This is a genomic window from Nonomuraea sp. NPDC003727, from assembly GCF_053586935.1.
The window spans coordinates 480,158-498,618 of sequence record NZ_JBSFNE010000005.1; the positions used below are offsets into that span (position 1 = coordinate 480,158).

Here is an 18,461-nt window from a genome sequence, read left to right on the forward strand (position 1 = left end):
GTCGATCCTTACGCGCGTCACTTCACGTGCGTCGATACGGGTGTCTGCTCACGCGCGTCGGTCCTCACGCGCGTCGGTCCTCACGCGCGTCGATCCCCACGCGTGTCGCCTCACATTCGTCGCCTCGTGGGCCGAACTCACGGCGCGTGACTCGCTCGGACGGGGACGCGCGGGCGAGTGGTGCGGCGCCTGCCTTCGTCCCGCCCAGCCGCCTCGGGGCCGTGCGGGCGCGAGTGCATGGGTGGCGGGTGCGTGGCGGTGGCGTACGGGCGCGGCGGCTCGCAGGCCGCGCGGTGCCGGCACGGTCGCGGTGAGGCCCGGTAGAGCCGTCTCAGGCGTGCCGAAGGGGTCGTGCGAAGCGTGGCGAAGGGGTCGTGCGTAAGCGTGGCGAAGGGGTTGTGCGTAAGCGTGCCGAAGGTGCCGGGCGGAAGCATGGCGAAGGTGCCGTGCTGAAGCGTGGCGCGTCCGCGCATGCGTCGGGCGATGCCGCGCGCCCGGGGCGGCCTGCCGTACCGGAGGGTCAGCCGACCACGTGCTGGAGCGCGAGCGCGAGGAACAGCAAGGTCAGCAGGGCGATGAGGATCAGCATCGGAGAGATCCCGTGCTGGTGCATGCGCTCACGATTGGCGCGGCACAGCGCGCAGCGTCCCTCGATGACGGGGTGCGCGCACTGGGCGCAGACGAGGTGTTCGCAACTCATGTCACCATCCACTGTAGACGGTTCTCAGGCAACGAAATCGTTTTGTTTCCGTTATGGACGTTCCATGCCAGTCTTCCCCCTAGACTGTCCTGCAGCCAAGCGGAACGTCGATCATCAGTAAAGACGGGCGTCCCCGCTGGCGGGCGGCAGGAAGTGGGTATGTGCCACCCTCGCTTCCGTCCCGACCCCTAGACTGGCACGTCGTGATGCGCTCGTGATCCATTTCGAAAATGTGACCAAGGTCTACGCGAACCAGAACAGGCCCGCTCTCGACCACGTGTCTGTAGACGTGGACAAGGGCGAGTTCGTGTTCCTCGTCGGTCCCTCGGGATCCGGGAAGTCCACCTTCCTGCGGCTGATCCTCAAGGAGGAGAAGCCCAACTCCGGCGCCATCCATGTCGCCGGGAAGGATCTCGCGAGGCTGTCCAACTTCAAGGTGCCGCACCTGCGCCGCCGTATCGGCTGCGTCTTTCAGGACTTCCGGCTGCTCCCGAACAAGAACGTCTACGAGAATGTGGCGTTCGCGCTCGAGGTCATCGGCAAGCCGCGGCGGTTCATCCGCAAGGTGGTACCCGAGGTGATCGAGCTGGTCGGTCTGGAGGGCAAGGCACACCGCATGCCCGACGAGCTGTCCGGTGGCGAGCAGCAGCGGGTCGCGATGGCTCGCGCGTTCGTCAACCGGCCCATGATCCTGCTCGCCGACGAGCCGACGGGCAACATCGACCCCGCCACGAGCATCGGCATCATGAAGGTGCTCGACCGGATCAACAGGACCGGCACTACTGTCGTCATGGCGACGCACGACGCCGCCATCGTCGACTCCATGCGGAAGCGGGTCGTGGAGCTGGAGGACGGCAAGATCGTCCGCGACCAGTCGCGTGGCGTCTACGGCCAGGCGTACTGACAGGAGTTATAGGCAGAACATGCGGGCGAACTTCATCCTCTCCGAGGTCTGGATCGGCCTCCGTCGCAACCTGACCATGACAATCGCGGTGATCGTCACCGTGGCTGTCGCCATGGCGCTGCTAGGCGTCGGGTTGATGATCAGCGCGCAGGTCTCCCTGATGAAGGACTACTGGTTCGACAAGGTCGAGATCTCGGTCTACCTGTGCAAGAAGGACTCTCCCTTCCCCAACTGCAAGGCGTCGCCGAAGGGTGTCAGCGCGGCCGAGCGTGAGCAGTTGCAGCAGCAACTGAAGGCGCTGCCCGACGTGCAGGAGGTCACCTACGAGACCCAGAAGATGGCCTTCGACAACTTCAAGCGGACCCAGTCGGCCTCGTCGATCCTGGCGCAGGTCGTCGACGTCAACGACATGCCCGAGTCGCTGCGGGTCAAGCTGAAGGATCCCGAGAAGTACCAGCCGGTGATCGCCGCCGCGCAGGGGATGAAGGGCATCTCGACGGTCGTCGACCAGCGGGCCCAGCTCGAGAGCTTCTTCGGGATGCTCGAGAAGCTCCGCTACGCCGCGCTGGCGGTGGCGCTGATCCTGGTGCTCGCGGCGATCCTGCTGATCGGCAACACGGTGCGGCTCTCGGCGTTCAACCGGCGCAGGGAGACGGGCATCATGCGGCTGGTCGGCGCCTCCAACATCTACATCCAGCTGCCGTTCGTGATGGAAGGCATGATCGCGGGCCTGGTCGGCGGCGTGGTGGCGGCCGTCATGCTGATCGTGGCGAAGGTCTTCCTGTTCGAGGGGACGACCTCGGCGTTCGCCGCCAACAGCCAGCTCGGCTGGAACGACGTGGCGTGGGTCATCACGCTCACGATGATCATCGGCGTGGTGATCTGTGTGCTCGCGTCCTTCGTAACGCTTCGCCGTTACCTGAGGGTCTGACGAACCCGGGTAAGGTCGAAGCATGCCACGTGAGACCGGGCGCAAGCTCATCGCCCAGAACAAGCGTGCCCGCCACGACTACCACGTCGAGGACACCTTCGAGGCGGGTCTGGTGCTGCAGGGCACCGAGGTCAAGTCGCTGCGCGCGGGCAAGGCGTCGCTCATCGACGGCTACGCCTCCATCGACGACGGCGAGGCGTGGCTGCTCAACGTCCACATCCCCGAGTACTCCCAGGGGACGTGGACCAACCACGCGGCCCGCCGTAAGCGCAAGCTGCTGCTCAACCGCAAGGAGATCGACAAGCTCGCCGCCAAGGTCAAGGAGGGCGGGCTGACGATCGTGCCGCTGTCGCTGTACTTCAAGGACGGCAGAGCCAAGATCGAGATCGGGCTCGCGCGCGGCAAGAAGGACTGGGACAAGCGCCAGACCTTGAAGGAACAGCAGGACAAGCGGGAGATGGCCCGGGCGATCCGCCAGCGCAACCGATGAGACCTCAGGTTCGCAGAGTCCTGGCCGCGGCTGTCACGATGGCGGTCGCGAGCACGACGCTGACCGGGTGCTTCGAGGAGCCCTCGGCGCACGAGGCCGTGCGTGACTTCCTCGTCGGCTGGCAGTCGGGCGACTACGCGCTGGCGGCCGGCCGTACCGACGGTGACCCCAAGGTGGTCGCCAAGGCGCTGGAGGACACCCGCGTCCACCTCGACGCGGCCTCCTTCCGGTTCAAGATCAAGAACTTGACCCAGAACGGCGAGGAGTCCACGGCCGACTTCACCGCCGAGGTCGACCTGGGCGAGAACAACTCGCTGTGGGAGTACACCAGCCGGCTGCCGCTGCACCTGGTCGACGGTGTGTGGAAGGTGCGCTGGTCGCCCAGTGTCATCCATCCGCAGCTGCACGAGGGGCAGCGGTTCGCGGTCAAGCCGGAGCCGGAGTCGCGCCGTTCGGTGCTCGACCGCACCGGCGACCCGCTGCAGAAGAACGCGACGCTGTACGTCGCGGGGGTGACGCCCGCCACGCTGGGTGACAACGCGGAGAAGGTCGGCGAGCAGCTCGCCAAGCTCACCGGCTTCGCCCAGGACCGGCTGCTGAGCCGGATCAGGTCGGCGCCGCCGAGCGACTTCGTGCCGCTGGTGCACTTCGGCCGGGTGAAGTACCTCCAGCTCCAGTCGAAGCTGGAGGCCATCCCCGGCGTGACCATCGACGAGCAGGAGATGCCGGTCGCGCCGGCGCCGCCCGAGCAGGTCGTCGGCATCGTGAGCGCGCTGACCGCCGAGACCGAGCAGAAGCTGGGCGGCCCCCAGCGGGCGGGTGACTCGGTCGGCCTGACCGGGCTGCAGAAGGCCTACCAGGACCACCTGACCGGCTCCACGCAGACGTCGGTGATCACGCTCGATCTCAAGACGGGCGAGCAGGTCGCCGAGCTGAAGAAGTGGCCGGGCCGGCCGAACGCCCCGGTCGAGACCACGATCGACAGCTCGGTCCAGGGGGCGGCCGAGACGGCGCTGGCCGGCACCAGGTCGGCGGCCCTGGTCGCGGTCAAGGCCTCCACCGGCGAGGTGCTGGCGGTGAGCGCCTCCTCCAACCTCAACGAGGAGAAGGACGCGCTGGCCGGCAAGTATCCGGCGGGCACGGCCTTCTCGATCATCGCGGCGCAGGCGCTGCTGAAGAAGGGCGTCAAGCCGAGCCAGCGGCTCGCCTGTCCCGCCGAGCGCACGGTCGGCGGGGCCAGGTTCGAGCAGGCGGGGCTGGCGGCCGCCACCACGCAGAACTTCCAGTCGAGCTTCGCCAGGAGCTGCGTCACCGCGCTCGCCTCGCTCGCGCGCCGGGTCACCGAGGCCGACCTGGCCAAGGCCGCGTCCGACTTCGGCATCGGCAAGCCGTGGAAGCTGCCGCTGAAGTCGTTCAGCGGCAAGATGGCCAAGCTCGACTCCGACGCCGACAAGGCGAAGGCCATCGCGGGGCAGAACGTCGAGGTGAGCCCGCTGGCGATGGCGCTGGTCGCGGGGGCCGTCGCGAAGGGCACCTGGCATCCGCCGCTGCTGGTGGTCAAGCCGGCCACGCCCGACCCGGCCGCCGAGGTGCTGCCCGCCACGCCGCCGCCCAGCGTGGCGATCGACCCGAAGACGCTGCCGGCGCTGCAGGCGATGATGCGGGCCGGGGTCACCTCGGGTACGGCGACCGCCGCGGCCACCGGCGGCGAGCCGGTCGCGGGCATCACCGCCCCCGTCACCGGCAAGGACGAGAAGCAGGCGTGGTTCGTGGGATGGCAGGGCGATGTCGCCGTGGCCGTCCTGGCCGAGAACGCCGACCCGGCCGCCTACGCGGGCCGCTTCTTCTCGGCGATGCGCGACCCTGCGTAAAGACTTAGTCACGCAGAGCAACCATGGGGGGGCCCGGCTGCGTCTTCCTGAGTGACCAGGCCTGATCGGGGGGTTGCGGACCTGGTCGTCGCGATGAGAAGGACTTCATCTCGGGGGAAGTCCTGCCGTCCGGACCGGCGCTACCCTGCCGGTCACCCCCGGGGGTGTCTCGCATTGTGCGCGCCTCCGGGGGTTCGCCCGGGAATTGGGTTGGCGTTCGCCGTGTTGTCACATGTATCTTCATGTTGCACGGCCGTTCGCGGCCGTGTTGACAACTGAACAGGGGGGTGATCGGTTTCGACTTTGACCTTGCAAGTCAGGAGAAGCGGGCCGAGGACTGCGGACATAACCTCGTTAATCCTGTGACCGCAACCAACAAGTGCCAACTCTAAGCGCACTGAGGTCAGCCAGGGTTCCCTGGCTCTCGCTGCCTAAGTAGCGAAACCTCTGTCAGCCCGGGCATGCCTTCGGCTCGGGATCTGGCATCGTGAGAAGGCTCAACCGCTCGACCCGGCCACGGGGGAGAGCGGGAAACCAAACAGTGGCTGAGCCTGTCGGCGACGCGCCTGCGTGAGCGCCGGGGCTGAGAAAACGTTAAGCAGGCTGCGCCCGGAGAAGCCCTGCCTTGGGGTTGAAGGACGCGGGTTCGATTCCCGCCACCTCCACCGATCTGGCGTCACGCGGCCACGGCTCTCGGAGAGTCGTGGCGAGTGACGCGCTGCTGAGCGACGGCGGTGTCCATGTGGACACCGCCGTTTCGCGTTTCCGCCCCTGGGTCCCGCGTGAGGGCAGAGCCCCGCCGGCCCGGTTCCCGATGAGGGGACCGGGCCGTTTCCGTTCCAGGCGCCAGGTGTGTTGCCCCGTCGGCTCTCATTGGATAGCATCACTATCCAATGAGAGAGGAGCTCATCGTGATCGTCCTGATCGTTCTCGCCGCGAGCACGCTTGTCTTCCGCCTGCTGGGCGCCCTCGGCGTCAGCCGCTTCCACACCTGGGCCGCGTCCGCCGCGCACGGCATGGCCGTGATGCTGGTGGTGGCCGCCAGCGCGCACTTCGTCCCCGCGGGCGTCACCGTCATGCCCAACCACGCGGACATGGTGGGGATCGTGCCGCCGTTCGTGCCCTTCCCCAGCCTGATGGTCTACGTGACCGGCGTGCTGGAACTGCTCGGCGCGCTCGGGCTGGTGATCCCCTCGACCCGGTGGGCCGCGGGGATCGCGCTGGCGCTGCTGTTCGTGCTGCTGCTGCCGGCCAACATCTACGCCGCCGTCGCCGGCATCCCCTTCGGCGGCAAGGCCGCCACGCCGCTGTGGCAGCGGATCCCCGAGCAGGTCCTCTACATCACGATCGTGCTGCGGGCCGCGGCCACGGCACCGCGCCCGCAGTGGGCGCAGCGGCCCCTCCTGCGCAGGCCGTAGGCGAGGGCGGCGGCGGCGAGGGCCGCTCCCCAGACCGGCCAGAAGCACTCCGGCAGCCACGCGCCCCACATGTCCATGGCGAAGGCGCCCGCGAGCGCGCGCCTGATGTAGGTCAGCCCCGCCATGATCACGATGGCCGCGACGAGGGTGGCGGGGACGATGGCCAGAAGCGGCGGCACCCGCCTGCCCCGCAGACCGATCATCCAGCGCGGGAAGACCTCACCCCAGCGCTGCACCAGGCCCAGCGTGAGCACCGCGCCGAGAGCGCCGAAGGTCGCCAGGTAGGCACCGGCCAGCCAGATGCCGGGCGCGTCCTTCTCACCCTCCACCAGGAAGCTCTCGCTGACGCCCACCGGGATGCCCAGCGCCCACGCCCACCGGGTGGCGCTGTAGATCAGCGGGACGGCCACGGCGACGGCGACGGCCGTCCGCCCCCATCGGGCGGCCGCGGCGGGACCGGTCCAGCCGCCGGCCTGATCGGTGCGGCCGCAGGCCACGCACGCGTCGCGGCGGCGGCGCTGGGCCGCCACGGCCGCCGCGGCGAGCAGGGCCCCGCCGAGGGCGCACAGCAGCTGGTTGAGCACCGGCCACGGCCAGGCGTCGGCGAGGCCGACCTGGCCCCACGGGCCGTCGAGGAAGACGGCCACGCTCAGCAGCGGCGTGTAGGCGACGCCCATCATGAGCCGGGAGTCCGGGACCACCAGGACGAGGAAGGCCGCCAGCGGCCACGCCACCACCAGCGGGATCCCGCCGCGCCCCCGGACGAGCGCCACCGACGTGGCCGCGCACAGCAGCGCGAAGGCGGCGATCCACCAGCCGCCCGGGTCGGGGGTCAGCCCGGCCAGGAGGGAGAGCGCGCCGTCGGGATCGGGGTCGCTCGCGCCCCAGGGAAAGCCGGGCGCGCCCAGCGCCCAGGCCACCCCGAGCACCGCGTAACCGGCGGACCAGGCGGCCGCCGCGTGGCCCGCCTTGGAGATGATCCTTGTCATGCCTCCACCCTCGGGCCGCCACCCGGTGCGGGACCATGTGCCGTTCGGCAGGTCGTGCGGTCCGCGAGGGCGTGCGGGGTGCCGAACGGCACATCCTCCGTATGGTTGCTGCCGTGGAATTCTGGGTGGTGCCGCTGATCGCGGCGGTGGGGGCGCTGGTGTGGACGGTCCCCGGCGGCAGGCGTGCGCACCTGCCGGTGGCGGCCTCCGTCGCCGCGGGGCTCTCCCTGGCGGTCACCTGCTGGTACGCGATCACCGGCCCGCGCCGCGGCGAGGACCTGATGGGGCTGGTCGAGAGCCTCGTGCTGACCGCGCTGGTCGGCCTGATCGCCCGGTGGGCCCCCGTACGGCAGGCCGTGCCGTCCGGCGTGGCGGCGGGTCTGGCGGCCGCCACGTGGCTGCTGCGCTACCTGGTGCCCGTCTCCCCGCTGGAGGGCCTGGGCATGTGCGCGTTCTGGGGAATCGGCGTGTGCGGTGCCGCAGGTGTGGGGATCTACCTGCGCTCGCTCGACACCCGGCGGGTGCGGGCCGTCGAGGAGGAGCGGGCCGGGCAGCGGCTGCGCCTGGCCAGGGACCTGCACGACTTCGTCGCCCACGACGTCAGCGAGATGGTGGCGCAGGCACAGGCGGGGCAGGTGGTCGGGGCCGTCGAGCCCGCCCAGGCGCTGGCGGCGCTCCAGCGGGTGGAGCGGGCGGGGCTGCGGGCGATGGCGACGCTGGACCGCACGGTGCTGGAACTGCACGACAGTCCGGGCCTGACCGGGCTCGCCGACCTGGCGGGCAGGTTCACCGCAGCCGGGCCCACCCGCGTGGAGCTGGCCGTCCCCGACATGGAGGTGCCGGAGGAGGTGGCAGGGCTGGCCTACCGGATCGTCGTCGAGGCCCTGACCAACGTCCGGCGGCACGCCCCCGAGGCCACCAGGGTGGACGTCGCCGTCCGGGTGGAAGGCGGGACGCTCGTGGTGATCGTGGCCGACGACGGAGCCGCGGACCGGCCTGCGCCTCGGGACGCGGGACGCGGCGGGAACCGGCACGCGGCTCGCGACCAGGCGGGACGCGGCGGGGAGCCGGACGCGGGTCCGGGCAGGACGGCCGCCGGCGGGCAGGAGCGGGCCGGGGGTGGTGGGTTCGGGCTGCCGTCGCTGTCCGAGCGGGTCGAGGCGATGGGCGGGACGCTGCGGGCCGCCGCCGTACCCGGAGGGTGGTCGCTGGTGGCGCGCCTGCCTCTGGCACGATGAACGGCGTGCCCACCCGGATCCTCATCGCCGACGACCAGGAAGGCATCAGGAGCGCGTTCCGGCTCGTCCTCGACGCGCAGCCCGACATGACCGTGGTGGCCGAGGCGGCCGACGGCGTCACGGCCGTCGAGACCGCGCTCGCGATCCGCCCCGACGTGGTGCTCGCCGACATCAGGATGCCCCGCGCCGACGGCATCGAGGTCACGCGGGCGCTGGCGGAGACCGGCATCCACGTGGTGGTCGTGACGACGTTCGGGCAGGAGGAGTACGCGCGGGCGGCGCTGCGCCACGGCGCCGCGGGGTTCGTGCTCAAACGCTCGGGGCCCACGCTGCTCGTCGAGGCGGTGCGGGCCGCGATGAGCGGCGACGTGCTGATCAGCCCGCAGCTCACGGTGGGCCTGCTGCGCGGGGCCGAGCGGCCAGGCGCGGTCCTGGACGACGCCGGGCTCACCGGCAGGGAGATCGAGGTCGCCCGTCTCGTCGCGCAGGCCAGGACCAACGCCGAGATCGCCGAGGAGCTCTTCCTGTCGCCCGGTACGGTCAAGAACCACATCGCGAGCATCCAGCGCAAGCTCGACGTGAAGAACAGGGTCGGCATCGCGGCATGGGCCTGGCGCACGGGCCGGGCGCGCACACCGTGATTCGATAGCATCGTCGGGCTATGGCCGCGTTCATGACCGATGGGGCGGGACATCCCCCTTGCCGTGCCCGCTCGTTCGCCCCTGACCTGCCGTACGAGGCCGAGTGACCAGGTTCGGGATCCTCGGGCCCGTCGAGGCGCGGCGAGCCGACGGCGAGGCGATCACCGTCGCCGGCGCCCGCCTGCGCGCCCTGCTGGCGCTGCTGATCCTCGACGCGGGCAGGATCGTGCCCACCGAGCGGCTCATCGAGGGCCTGTACGGCGAGCAGGCCGTGAGCGGAGAGACCAACGCGCTGCAGTCGCAGATCTCCCGGCTGCGCAGGACCCTGGACACCCCGATCGAGTTCCACCCCGCCGGTTACCTGCTGGCCGTGGACCGCGAGCAGGTCGACGCCCACCGCTTCGCACGCCTGGTCCGCGAGGCGCGTGCCACGCTCTCGGCCGCCGAGCGGTCCGAGCTGCTCGGCCAGGCGCTGCGGCTGTGGCGCGGGCCCGCGCTGGCTGACGTGCGCGCGGCGCCGTTCGCGCCCGCCCAGGTGGCGCGGCTCGAGGAGGCGCGGCTCGGCGCCACGGAGGACCGCGTGGAGGCCGATCTCGAGCTCGGGCGACACCGGGGGCTGGTGGCCGAACTGCAGGAGCTGGTGGCCGCCCACCCGGTCAGGGAGCGGCTGCGCGGCCAGCTCATCAGGGCCCTGTACGCCACGGGACGGCAGGCCGAGGCGCTGGCCGCCTTCGAGGACGCGCGCCGGACCCTGGCCGACGAGCTGGGCGTCGACCCCTCGCCGGAGTTGCGGGAGATCCACCTGGCGGCGCTGCGCGGCGAGCTCCACACGCCGGGCGGCGGCGCGCCCCCGCCACGCCAGGCCACCGCGCCGCCGCCCGCCGAGCGGGGCCAGGGCGCCGCGCCTCCCCTCGCCCGGGATTCCGGTGCCGCAGGGCCTCCCGTGTGGGGTCCGCGTGCCGCGCCGCCCTCCGAGCGGGGGTCGCGCGCCGCGCTGCCCGCGCAGCTGACCAGCTTCGTCGGCAGGGAGGACGACCTGACCGCGGTCCGCGGCCTGCTGGAGCGGTCCCGGCTGGTCACGCTGACCGGTCCGGGCGGCGCGGGCAAGACCAGGCTCGCCGTCGAGGCCGCGGCCACGGTGCCCGGCGAGGTGGGCTTCGTCGAGTTCGGCGCGCTGCCCGAGGGCGGCGACGTGGCGCAGGCCGTGCTCACCAGGCTGGGGCTGCGCGTCGGCCAGGACGTCCCGGACCCCGCCGACCGCCTGGTCGGCGCGCTGGCGGGGCGGGCGATGCTGCTCGTCCTCGACAACTGCGAGCACGTCGTCGAGGCGGCGGCCGGGCTCGCGTACCGCCTGCTCACCGCCTGCCCCGACCTGCGGGTCCTGGCCACCGGCAGGGAGGCGCTCGGCATCACGGGCGAGCGGGTCTGGCCGGTCCCCCCGCTCGCCGGCTCGCCCGCCGTCCACCTGTTCGAGGACAGGGCGGCCGCGGTGCGCCCGGGGTTCGCGGTGGGGGAGGGCAACCGCCCCGACGTGTGGCGGATCTGCGCGGCACTCGACGGCCTGCCGCTGGCGATCGAGCTGGCCGCCGCCCGCCTGCGCTCGCTGTCGGTGGCCGAGGTCGCGGCCAGGCTGGAGGGCGGGCTGGGGCTGCTGTCGCGCGGCAGCCGTACGGCCGAGCCACGGCACCGCACGCTGCGCGCGGTGGTCGAGTGGAGCTGGGGCCTGCTGGACGAGAGGGAGCGGGAGGTGGCCCGGCGGCTGACGGTGTTCGCGGACGGCGCCCGGCTGGAGGCGGCCGAGCAGGTCTGCGGCTCGGCGGACACCGTCGAACTCCTCACCGGGCTGGCCGACAAGTCGCTGGTCGAGCTGGTCGGCGACCGCTACCGGATGCTGCAGACGATCCGCGCGTTCTGCGCCGAACGGCTGGACGAGGCAGGCGAGGAGGCCCGCTGCCGCGGGGCGCACGCCGCCTACTTCCGCGGCCTGCTGCGCGAGGCGGCCCCTCACCTGCTGCGGGCCGAGCAGCTGGAGTGGGCGGCCCGGCTCGACCCCGAGCACGACAACCTGCTGGCGGCGCTGGGCTGGGCCACCGAGCACGACCCGGCCATGGCGTTGCGGATCTTCGCGGACCTGTCGACGTACTGGTGGCTGCGCGGACGCCGGGGCGTCGGCGTGCGGCCCGCCCGCGCCCTGCTGGCCGCCGTCGGCACCCGGCCGCCCGACGGGCTCGAGGCCGAGTACGTCATCTGCGTGACCAGCGCGGCCGCGGCCGGCGAGCACCTGGAGGCGGCCAAGCGGCTGATGCGGGAGACGGACCTGATCGCCGAGCGTCCCCAGCTGTCGTTCTTCTGGGGCAGCTTCGCCGGCCCCTCCGTCGAGGACGGCTTCCTCGGCGTGATGATGGAGCGCGTGCAGGCCAGCGCCGACCCCTGGGTGAACGGCCTCAAGCACGTCGGGCGGGGGTTCCTCTGCCATCTGATGGAGAGCGACGTGGAGGGGACCGAGCGGGAGTTCGGGCTCGCGCTCGACTACTTCCGCTCGCTCGGCGAACGGCTCGGCATGGCGATGGCCCTGTCGGAGCTGGTCAGGGTGGCCGCGTGGCGCGGGCAGCGGGAGCGGTTCACCGAACTGATCGAGGAGGCGCTGCGCCTGGTCGGTGAGCTCGGCGCGCAGGAGGACATCGCCGACCTGCTGAGCCAGCGCGGCGAGGGATGGCTGCTCCTCGCCGACCTCGACAGGGCCGAGGCCGACTTCCGGCAGGCGGCCGAGCTGGCCCGCGGGGTGGGCGCACTCGAGGGCACCACGAGGGCCGCCTGCGGCCTGGCCGACGTGTCGAGGCTGCGCGGCGACCTCGATGACGCGCGCCGCCGCTACGAGGAGGTGCTGCGGGACGGGCAGGCGAGCGGGTCCTTCGGCGAGTCGCTGACGGCCGTGCACGTCGGTGTCGCGCTCGGCCGGATCGCGGCGGACTCCGGCGCCGTCGAGCTCGCCGCGTCCAGGCACGAGGAGGCCTTCGCCGCGGCGTTGCGCGTGCAGAGCCTGCCCGCGCTGGCGATCGCGGTGGAAGGGCTCGCGGGCCTGGCCGCCCTGCGCGGCGACCACGAGCGGGCGGCGCTGCTGCTGGGCGTGGGCGAGGGGCTGCGCGGCATGGCGCTGCCCGGCGACAGCGACGTCGCGCGGGTGCGGGAACGGGCGCGCGCGGTGCTGGGCGAGCAGGACTTCGCCCGCGCGTACGCCAGGGGCGTGGCGCTGCCGCGTGAGGACGTGGCGGGGCTGCTCTGACGGCTCGGCTGATCGGCGTCTTGCCGGTCGGGCGGTGAGCTCGGTCAGGCGGTGAGCTCGGTCAGGCGGTGAGCTCGGTCAGCGTCACGTTCACCGTGACGGTGGAGCCGTCCTGCTTGAGCACCTCGACCTTGGTCTGATCTCCCGGCTTCAGCGTCGCCAGCACCTCCGAGAGGGCGGCCATCGACGGGGTGTCGGTCCCGTTGATCGAGAGGATCACGTCGCCCTCCTCGATCCCGGCGTTGGCCGCGCTCTTGCCCCTGGTGACGCGGACCACGCCGACGCCCGCCTCGGCGCCGCCGCGGCCGATCACCGTCCGGCCGAGGATGCCCAGCGCGGCCTTGCGCGAGTTGCTGACCTTGCCGTCCTTCACGATCTGCGCCGCGATGTCGGTGGCGGTGTTGCTGGGGATGGCGAACCCGATGCCCGGCGCGGTGCCGCTGCCCAGCTCGGGGTCGGTCGCGGTCAGCGTCGGGATGCCGATCACCCGCCCGGACATGTCGACCAGCGCGCCGCCGCTGTTGCCGGGGTTGATCGCGGCCGAGGTCTGGATGGCGTTGGCGATCGTCGCGACCGTGCCGCCGGAGTCGCTCTGCGGCTCGCTGATCGTCCGGCCGACCGCCGAGACGATGCCGTTGGTGACGCTGCCGGAGAAGCCCAGCGGATTGCCCATGGCCAGCACGATCTGGCCGACGCGCGCCTTGGCGGAGTCGCCGAACGTGGCGGGGGTCAGCCCCCGGGGGTTGGCCACTTTGATCACCGCCAGGTCGCCCGCCTGGAAGGAGGAGACCAGTCTGGCCTTGCGCGCGGCCCCGCCGGTCGCCGGGGTGACCTCCATCTGGGTCGCCTCGCCCACGACGTGGGCGTTGGTCACGATGTGCCCCGCGGTGTCGTAGACGATGCCCGAGCCGAGGCCGGCGCGCGTGTTGATCTGCACGATGGACGGCAGCACGTCCTGGATGACCTTCTCGTAGGCATGCTCCAGCTCCAGGGCGGAGGCCGTCGTGGGGGCGGCGCTGGGCCGCGGCGACGTCGGTTGCGCAGGCGTCGAGCGCGAGATGGAGCCCGTGCAGCCGGAGATGAGCACAGCTGTCGCTACGGTGCCCACGACGATCATCCTCATGCGCGGTTACCTTCCCCGAATCACCGGGAAAGATACGTCTCCCTGACGTCGCGCCTGCTCAGCTTGCCTGTGGGAGTGCGCGGCAGGCTTGCGCGATACTCGATCACGCGGGGGTGCTTGAGCCGCGCCAGGCGCGGCTCGCAGTGGCGCAGCAGCCGCGCGGTGAGCTCGTCGCCCGGCCGCGCGCCGCGCCCCTCATGCGGGCGACCATACAGAATGACATTCTGTCCAAGGAAGAGTGTCGATCACGTAGCCTCGGAACATGGCTCACAATCCGGGACAGGAGCCGTATCAGCCCTCCTATGACGCGCCCACCACTCCTTTCCAGCGAGTGGAGCTTCCGCCGGCCGACCAGACCGTCAGCGTGCCCATGCCGCCGACGGCCGGACCGTTCAGGCCGCCGCCGGCACCGCCGCGCAGGGGGTTCGTCGGACGGCTCATGACCAGCGTCGGCGACATCCCGATCAAGGTGGTCTACCTGCTGGCCGCGGTGGTCGCCACCGTGCTCGCGGTGGTCGCGATCTTCGCGCTGTTCTCCGGCGACCAGCCGAACAGCGCCGAACAGCAGCGGGCGCAGGACGCCGGGCCCGCCGCGGCGCCGGGGGTGCAGGACGCGGTCACGGCGCCGGCGCCGGACAGCCTCGCCTTCCCCGCGCTGCCGGGCAAGGCGAGCAAGGTGATCGGCACGGTCGTCGACGAGCGGACCGGCATCAGCTACCCCAAGCTCGGCAAGCCGTGGGCGGCCAGGTCGTTCGCGCCCTTCGTGATCGCCCAGCGGGTGGGTGAGGCGGAGGTCCCGCACACCATGGTGGCTTCGGCGCCGCTGCCCGTGACCGCCGACAAGCCCAGGACCAGCGCCGACTACCGGGATCTCGCGGTCAGGGCGGCCCGCTGGTCGCTGCGCACCCAGCACCCCGAGGGCGGCACGGTCACCTGGACGGGCTCGCAGAAGCTGGCCAAGGGCAAGGGCTGGATCGTCGGGTTCAGGGTCGACTACACCCTCGACGGCGAGCGGCGCTCGTCGCAGGCGCTGGCCGCGGTGGTCGAGGCGGGCAAGAAGAAGCCCGCGATGCTGCTGGCGACGATTCCGGAGAGCGGCAAGAGCCACTGGCGCGATCTCAACACTCTGGTGAAGGGCCTACGTTCGGCATAGAAGCATCCTCTAGAATATGGTTCTGGGAACCATAGGAGGCTGACATGGCGATCGGGTTGAGCGAGGAGCACGAGGCGCTCCGCGAGTCGGTGGCAGGCTGGGCGGAGCGCAACGTGGCCGCCGAGGTCGTGCGGTCCCAGGAAGACGGGCGTCCGCCGTTCTGGGCGGGCCTGGCCGAGCAGGGGCTGCTCGGCCTGCACCTGCCCGAGGAGTTCGGGGGCTCCGGCTACGGCCTGCTGGAGACGGCCGTCGCCGTCGAGGCGCTGGCCGAGCGGATGGCGCCGGGCCCGTTCGTGCCGACCGTGCTGGCCAGTGCCGCCATCGCCGCCTCCGCGTCCGAGAAGGCGCGCGCCGAACTGCTGCCGGGGCTCGCCGACGGCTCGCTGACCGGCGCCGTGGCCCTGTCGGCCGCTCTCACCGGCGACGGCCTGCTGTCGGCCGCTCCCACGGAGGGCGGCGACTCCGTGGTCGTCTCGGGTACGGCGACGCACGTGCTCGGCGGCGCGATGGCCGACGTGCTCGTGCTCCCCGTCGGCGACGTGTGGATCGCCGTGGACGCCGCGCAGGCCGAGGTCGAGCGCGTCAGGTCGCTCGACATCACCAGGGCCGTGGCCACCGTGACGCTGGACGGGGTGACCGTACCGGCCCACAGGGTGCTGGGCCGGGTCGGCGTGCGGAACCTGGCGGCGATCATCCTGGGCGCCGAGGCGACCGGGCTGGCGGCCTGGTGCGTGCGCGCGGCGGCCGACTACGCCAAGGTGCGCGTGCAGTTCGGCCGGCCGATCGGGCAGTTCCAGGGCATCAAGCACAAGCTGTCGCGCATGCTCGTGGCGCTGGAGCAGGCGCGCGCCACGGTGTGGGACGCGACGAGGGCCGGCGGCGAGGAGCTCGACTACGCGGCGGCCATCGCGGGCGTCATGGCGCCCGACGCGGCCGTCCAGTGCGCCAAGGACGCGATCCAGACCTTCGGCGGCATCGGCTACACCTTCGAGCACGACGCCCACCTCTACTACCGGCGCGCGCTCACCCTCAGGGCGCTGCTCGGCTCCTCGTCGTCGTGGGCGGCCACCGTCGCCTCGCTGGCCCTGTCCGGCGTGCGGCGGCCCATGGAGATCGCGCTGCCGGACTCGGCGGCGGCCCTGCGTTCCTCGATCGCCGCGGAGATCGCCGAGATCGCCGCCCTCGACGGCGTCGAGCAGCGGCGGGCGCTGGCCGCGGCCGGCTTCGTGATGCCGCACCTGCCCAGGCCGTGGGGCCGTGACGCGGCCCCGCTGGAGCAGATCCTCATCCAGCAGGAGCTCAAGGCGGCCAAGGTCAGGACACCCAACATGATCATCGGCGCGTGGGTGGTGCCCTCCATCGTCGCGTACGGCACGCGCGAGCAGCAGGAGCGCTTCCTGCCCACGACGCTCAGCGGCGAGCTGATCTGGTGCCAGCTCTTCTCTGAGCCCGGCGCGGGCTCCGACCTCGCCTCCCTGCAGATGAAGGCCACGCGGGTGGAGGGCGGCTGGGCCCTGTCCGGGCAGAAGATCTGGACCTCCGTCGCCCACGTCGCCGAATGGGGCATCTGCATCGCCCGCACCTCCTCGGCCGGGTCCAAGCACGAGGGCATCACCTACTTCCTGGTCGACATGAAGTCGCCGGGGGTCACGGTCAGGCCGCTGACCGAGATGACCGGCGAAAACCTGTTCAACGAGGTGTTCCTCGACGACGTCTTCGTGCCCGACGAGCTGGTGGTCGGGCGGGTCGGCGAGGGCTGGAAGGTCGCCAGGAACACGCTGTCCAACGAGCGGGTGTCGCTGTCGTCGGGCTCCGGCGGGACCGGCGCCTCGGTGCCCGACCTGCTCGGGCTGGTCTCCCGGCTGGGCAGGCCGCTGACGGCGGTCGAGGAGCAGGCCGTCGCCGCCGTCGTGTGCGAGGGGCACTCGATCGACGCCCTGTCGCTCAGGGTGACGCTCAAGCAGCTGGCGGGCGCCGAGCCCGGCGCCGACGCCTCGGTGCGGAAGCTGCTGTCGACCTCGCACGCGCAGCACGTGTCGGAGAAGGCGGTGGACCTGCTGGGCGAGGCGGCCACCGTGGCGGCGGACATGAAGCTGGGCGACGCCGGCTACTGGAACAGGGCGGTGCTGGCGACCAGGGCGATGACCATCTACGGCGGCACCACGGAGGTGCAGCTCAACATCATCGGTGAGCGGATGCTCGGCCTGCCCCGCGACCCGGAGCCCGGCAAGTAGACGGTTCGCGCGACCGGCTCCCGCCGGAGGGCGGGAGCCGGTCCGTCGCGTGCCGGAGACCACTCGGTGCGGGGGACCGACCGAAGGTTCTAGAGTAGAACGCGTTGCAGTTTTCCTCGCCCCGATCGTATGGTCAGGCCATGCGGACACGAGTCACCGACCTGTTCGGGATCGAGTTACCGATTTTCGCCTTCAGCCACTGCCGGGACGTCGTCGCCGCGGTCAGCCGCGCGGGCGGGATGGGTGTCCTGGGCGCCCTCTACTTCACCCCGGAAGAGCTCGAGATGGAGCTCAAGTGGATCGACGACCACGTGGACGGCAAGCCGTACGGCGTCGACGTGGTCATGCCGGCCTCCTACGAGGGCGCCGACTTCCCGGCCGAGGAGCTGGTCTCCCGCCTGCAGGGCATGATCCCCGAGGGCCACCGGAGGTTCGTCGAGAACCTGCTCGCCGAGCACGGCGTACCCCCGCTGTCGGACGACGCCGACCCCGGCAAGGTGCTGCTCGGCTGGACGGACGCCACCGCCAGGCCCCAGGTCGAGGTGGCCTTGCGGCACCCGATCGCGCTGCTGGCCAACGCGCTCGGCCCGCCCCCCGCCGACGTCGTCGAGCTGGCCCACGCGCACGGGGTGAAGGTGGCCGCGCTCGCCTCCACTCCCCGCCACGCCGTCAAGCAGGCCGAGGTCGGCGTGGACGTGGTCGTCGCGCAGGGCACGGAGGCCGGCGGGCACACCGGCGAGATCTCCACGATGGTGCTGATCCCCCAGGCCGTGGACGCGCTGCGGGGCGCCGGGCCGGACGGCTCCGACGTGCCGGTCCTGGCGGCGGGCGGCATCGGCGGCGGCAGGCAGATGGCGGCCGGCATGGCCCTCGGCGCGGAAGGCGTGTGGACGGGGTCGATCTGGCTGACCGTCGAGGAGGCGGACACGCCCGAGCTGGCCAGGCGGCGCATCCTGTCGGCCACCTCCAGGGACACCGTTCGCTCGCGCAGCTGGACCGGCAAGCCCGCCAGGCTGCTCAGGAACGAGTGGACCGACGCCTGGGAGGCGGCGGACTCGCCCGGCACGCTGCCGATGCCGCTGCAGTTCATGCTGGTGTCGGACGCCCTGCGACGCATCGGCAGGTCCGACGCGGCCGAGCTGGCGACCTTCCCCGCCGGGCAGATCATCGGGGCGATGAACCAGGTCAAGAGCGCGCGTGACGTGGTGTTCGAGATGGTCGAGGAGTACATCGAGGCCATGGAGCGCCTCGGCCGCATCACCGAGTCCTGACCGGCGGCCCCCGGCCCCCGCTCTCCGCCCCCCAGCCCCGGCTCCCGCTCTCCGCCCCCCAGCCCCGGCTCCCGCTCTCCGCCCCCCGGCCCCGGCCCTCCGCCGACGTTCCGCGGCGGAGGGCGGGCGAGCCCGGGACGGCGGTGCTCAGCGCCCGGGACGGCGGTGCTCAGCGCCCGGGACGGCGGTGCTCAGCGCCCGGGACGGCGGCGCAG

At 72.1% G+C, this 18,461-nt stretch carries 14 protein-coding genes and 1 other RNA gene; 12 read left to right on the forward strand and 3 right to left on the reverse strand.

Translation table 11 applies throughout. From position 1 onward, the window contains the following. Positions 1–520: 520 nt before the first annotated feature. On the reverse strand, positions 521–700 hold the full coding sequence (locus ACWDLG_RS16390; RefSeq protein WP_354911255.1) for a hypothetical protein: 180 nt from the start codon (positions 698–700) through the stop codon (positions 521–523). Positions 701–914: 214 nt separating this feature from the next. On the opposite strand from ACWDLG_RS16390, the gene ftsE reads away from it, so the two are divergent. The 6 genes from ftsE (at position 915) to ACWDLG_RS16420 (ending at position 6,314) form a co-directional block, all read left to right on the forward strand. Continuing rightward, the gene (gene ftsE / locus ACWDLG_RS16395) at positions 915–1,604 is read left to right on the forward strand and encodes a cell division ATP-binding protein FtsE (protein WP_354911258.1); all 690 of its coding nucleotides are present in this window, start codon (positions 915–917) and stop codon (positions 1,602–1,604) included. A 19-nt stretch (positions 1,605–1,623) separates the two neighbouring features. After that, positions 1,624–2,535 carry a permease-like cell division protein FtsX gene (gene ftsX, locus ACWDLG_RS16400; RefSeq protein ID WP_354911261.1) on the forward strand — a complete coding sequence of 304 codons (912 nt, stop codon included), beginning with the start codon at positions 1,624–1,626 and terminating at the stop codon, positions 2,533–2,535. A 22-nt stretch (positions 2,536–2,557) separates the two neighbouring features. Further along, complete coding sequence (smpB, locus tag ACWDLG_RS16405) at positions 2,558–3,025, forward strand: SsrA-binding protein SmpB (protein WP_354911263.1); 468 nt, start codon at positions 2,558–2,560, stop codon at positions 3,023–3,025. Between the two features lie 38 nt (positions 3,026–3,063). After that, the gene (locus tag ACWDLG_RS16410) at positions 3,064–4,896 is read left to right on the forward strand and encodes a penicillin-binding transpeptidase domain-containing protein (RefSeq protein WP_449920541.1); all 1,833 of its coding nucleotides are present in this window, start codon (positions 3,064–3,066) and stop codon (positions 4,894–4,896) included. Between the two features lie 283 nt (positions 4,897–5,179). Then, positions 5,180–5,564: a transfer-messenger RNA gene (gene ssrA, locus ACWDLG_RS16415) on the forward strand. 225 nt (positions 5,565–5,789) lie between these two features. Next, complete coding sequence (locus tag ACWDLG_RS16420) at positions 5,790–6,314, forward strand: DoxX family protein (RefSeq protein ID WP_449920543.1); 525 nt, start codon at positions 5,790–5,792, stop codon at positions 6,312–6,314. On the opposite strand, the gene ACWDLG_RS16425 is transcribed toward ACWDLG_RS16420, so the two are convergent. Continuing rightward, positions 6,233–7,303, reverse strand: coding sequence for a hypothetical protein (locus ACWDLG_RS16425; protein WP_449920545.1), 1,071 nt, complete (start codon positions 7,301–7,303; stop codon positions 6,233–6,235). The two genes, ACWDLG_RS16420 and ACWDLG_RS16425, sit on opposite strands and share 82 nt — an antisense overlap. 113 nt (positions 7,304–7,416) lie before the next feature. On the opposite strand from ACWDLG_RS16425, the gene ACWDLG_RS16430 reads away from it, so the two are divergent. The 3 genes from ACWDLG_RS16430 to ACWDLG_RS16440 all read left to right on the forward strand — a co-directional run bounded on the left by ACWDLG_RS16430 (position 7,417) and on the right by ACWDLG_RS16440 (position 12,465). Continuing rightward, complete coding sequence (locus ACWDLG_RS16430; RefSeq protein ID WP_449920547.1) at positions 7,417–8,541, forward strand: sensor histidine kinase; 1,125 nt, start codon at positions 7,417–7,419, stop codon at positions 8,539–8,541. Then, positions 8,538–9,182: a response regulator gene (locus ACWDLG_RS16435; RefSeq protein WP_449920549.1), complete on the forward strand. Its 645-nt coding sequence runs from the start codon at positions 8,538–8,540 to the stop codon at positions 9,180–9,182. The genes ACWDLG_RS16430 and ACWDLG_RS16435 overlap by 4 nt, the downstream gene beginning before the upstream one ends. Before the next feature lie 103 nt (positions 9,183–9,285). After that, on the forward strand, positions 9,286–12,465 hold the full coding sequence (locus ACWDLG_RS16440; protein WP_449920552.1) for an AfsR/SARP family transcriptional regulator: 3,180 nt from the start codon (positions 9,286–9,288) through the stop codon (positions 12,463–12,465). A 61-nt stretch (positions 12,466–12,526) separates the two neighbouring features. Here the strand turns inward: ACWDLG_RS16440 and ACWDLG_RS16445 are convergent, their stop codons facing one another. Next, positions 12,527–13,588 (reverse strand): S1C family serine protease, encoded by a 1,062-nt coding sequence (locus tag ACWDLG_RS16445; protein ID WP_449920554.1) that lies wholly within the window; start codon positions 13,586–13,588, stop codon positions 12,527–12,529. Positions 13,589–13,850: 262 nt separating this feature from the next. Between ACWDLG_RS16445 and ACWDLG_RS16450 the strand changes: the two genes are divergently transcribed. From ACWDLG_RS16450 to ACWDLG_RS16460, 3 genes are all read left to right on the forward strand, one after another. Further along, positions 13,851–14,741, forward strand: coding sequence for a hypothetical protein (locus tag ACWDLG_RS16450; RefSeq protein WP_449920555.1), 891 nt, complete (start codon positions 13,851–13,853; stop codon positions 14,739–14,741). 44 nt (positions 14,742–14,785) lie between these two features. After that, entirely contained in the window at positions 14,786–16,975 is a 2,190-nt protein-coding gene (locus tag ACWDLG_RS16455) for an acyl-CoA dehydrogenase (RefSeq protein WP_449920557.1), read from the forward strand. 140 nt (positions 16,976–17,115) lie between these two features. Further along, positions 17,116–18,246: an NAD(P)H-dependent flavin oxidoreductase gene (locus tag ACWDLG_RS16460; RefSeq protein ID WP_354911289.1), complete on the forward strand. Its 1,131-nt coding sequence runs from the start codon at positions 17,116–17,118 to the stop codon at positions 18,244–18,246. The last annotated feature ends 215 nt before the right edge of the window (positions 18,247–18,461 follow it).

Bases quoted from the DNA above. Each gene is read 5' to 3' on its own strand.
- ACWDLG_RS16390 (WP_354911255.1), bottom strand. From the start codon at position 700: ATGAGTTGCGAACACCTCGTCTGCGCCCAGTGCGCGCACCCCGTCATC.
- ftsX (WP_354911261.1), top strand. From the start codon at position 1,624: ATGCGGGCGAACTTCATCCTCTCCGAGGTCTGGATCGGCCTCCGTCGC.
- smpB (WP_354911263.1), top strand. From the start codon at position 2,558: ATGCCACGTGAGACCGGGCGCAAGCTCATCGCCCAGAACAAGCGTGCC.
- ACWDLG_RS16410 (WP_449920541.1), top strand. From the start codon at position 3,064: ATGGCGGTCGCGAGCACGACGCTGACCGGGTGCTTCGAGGAGCCCTCG.
- ACWDLG_RS16420 (WP_449920543.1), top strand. From the start codon at position 5,790: ATGAGAGAGGAGCTCATCGTGATCGTCCTGATCGTTCTCGCCGCGAGC.
- ACWDLG_RS16425 (WP_449920545.1), bottom strand. From the start codon at position 7,303: ATGACAAGGATCATCTCCAAGGCGGGCCACGCGGCGGCCGCCTGGTCC.
- ACWDLG_RS16435 (WP_449920549.1), top strand. From the start codon at position 8,538: ATGAACGGCGTGCCCACCCGGATCCTCATCGCCGACGACCAGGAAGGC.
- ACWDLG_RS16445 (WP_449920554.1), bottom strand. From the start codon at position 13,588: ATGAGGATGATCGTCGTGGGCACCGTAGCGACAGCTGTGCTCATCTCC.
- ACWDLG_RS16450 (WP_449920555.1), top strand. From the start codon at position 13,851: ATGGCTCACAATCCGGGACAGGAGCCGTATCAGCCCTCCTATGACGCG.
- ACWDLG_RS16455 (WP_449920557.1), top strand. From the start codon at position 14,786: ATGGCGATCGGGTTGAGCGAGGAGCACGAGGCGCTCCGCGAGTCGGTG.
- ACWDLG_RS16460 (WP_354911289.1), top strand. From the start codon at position 17,116: ATGCGGACACGAGTCACCGACCTGTTCGGGATCGAGTTACCGATTTTC.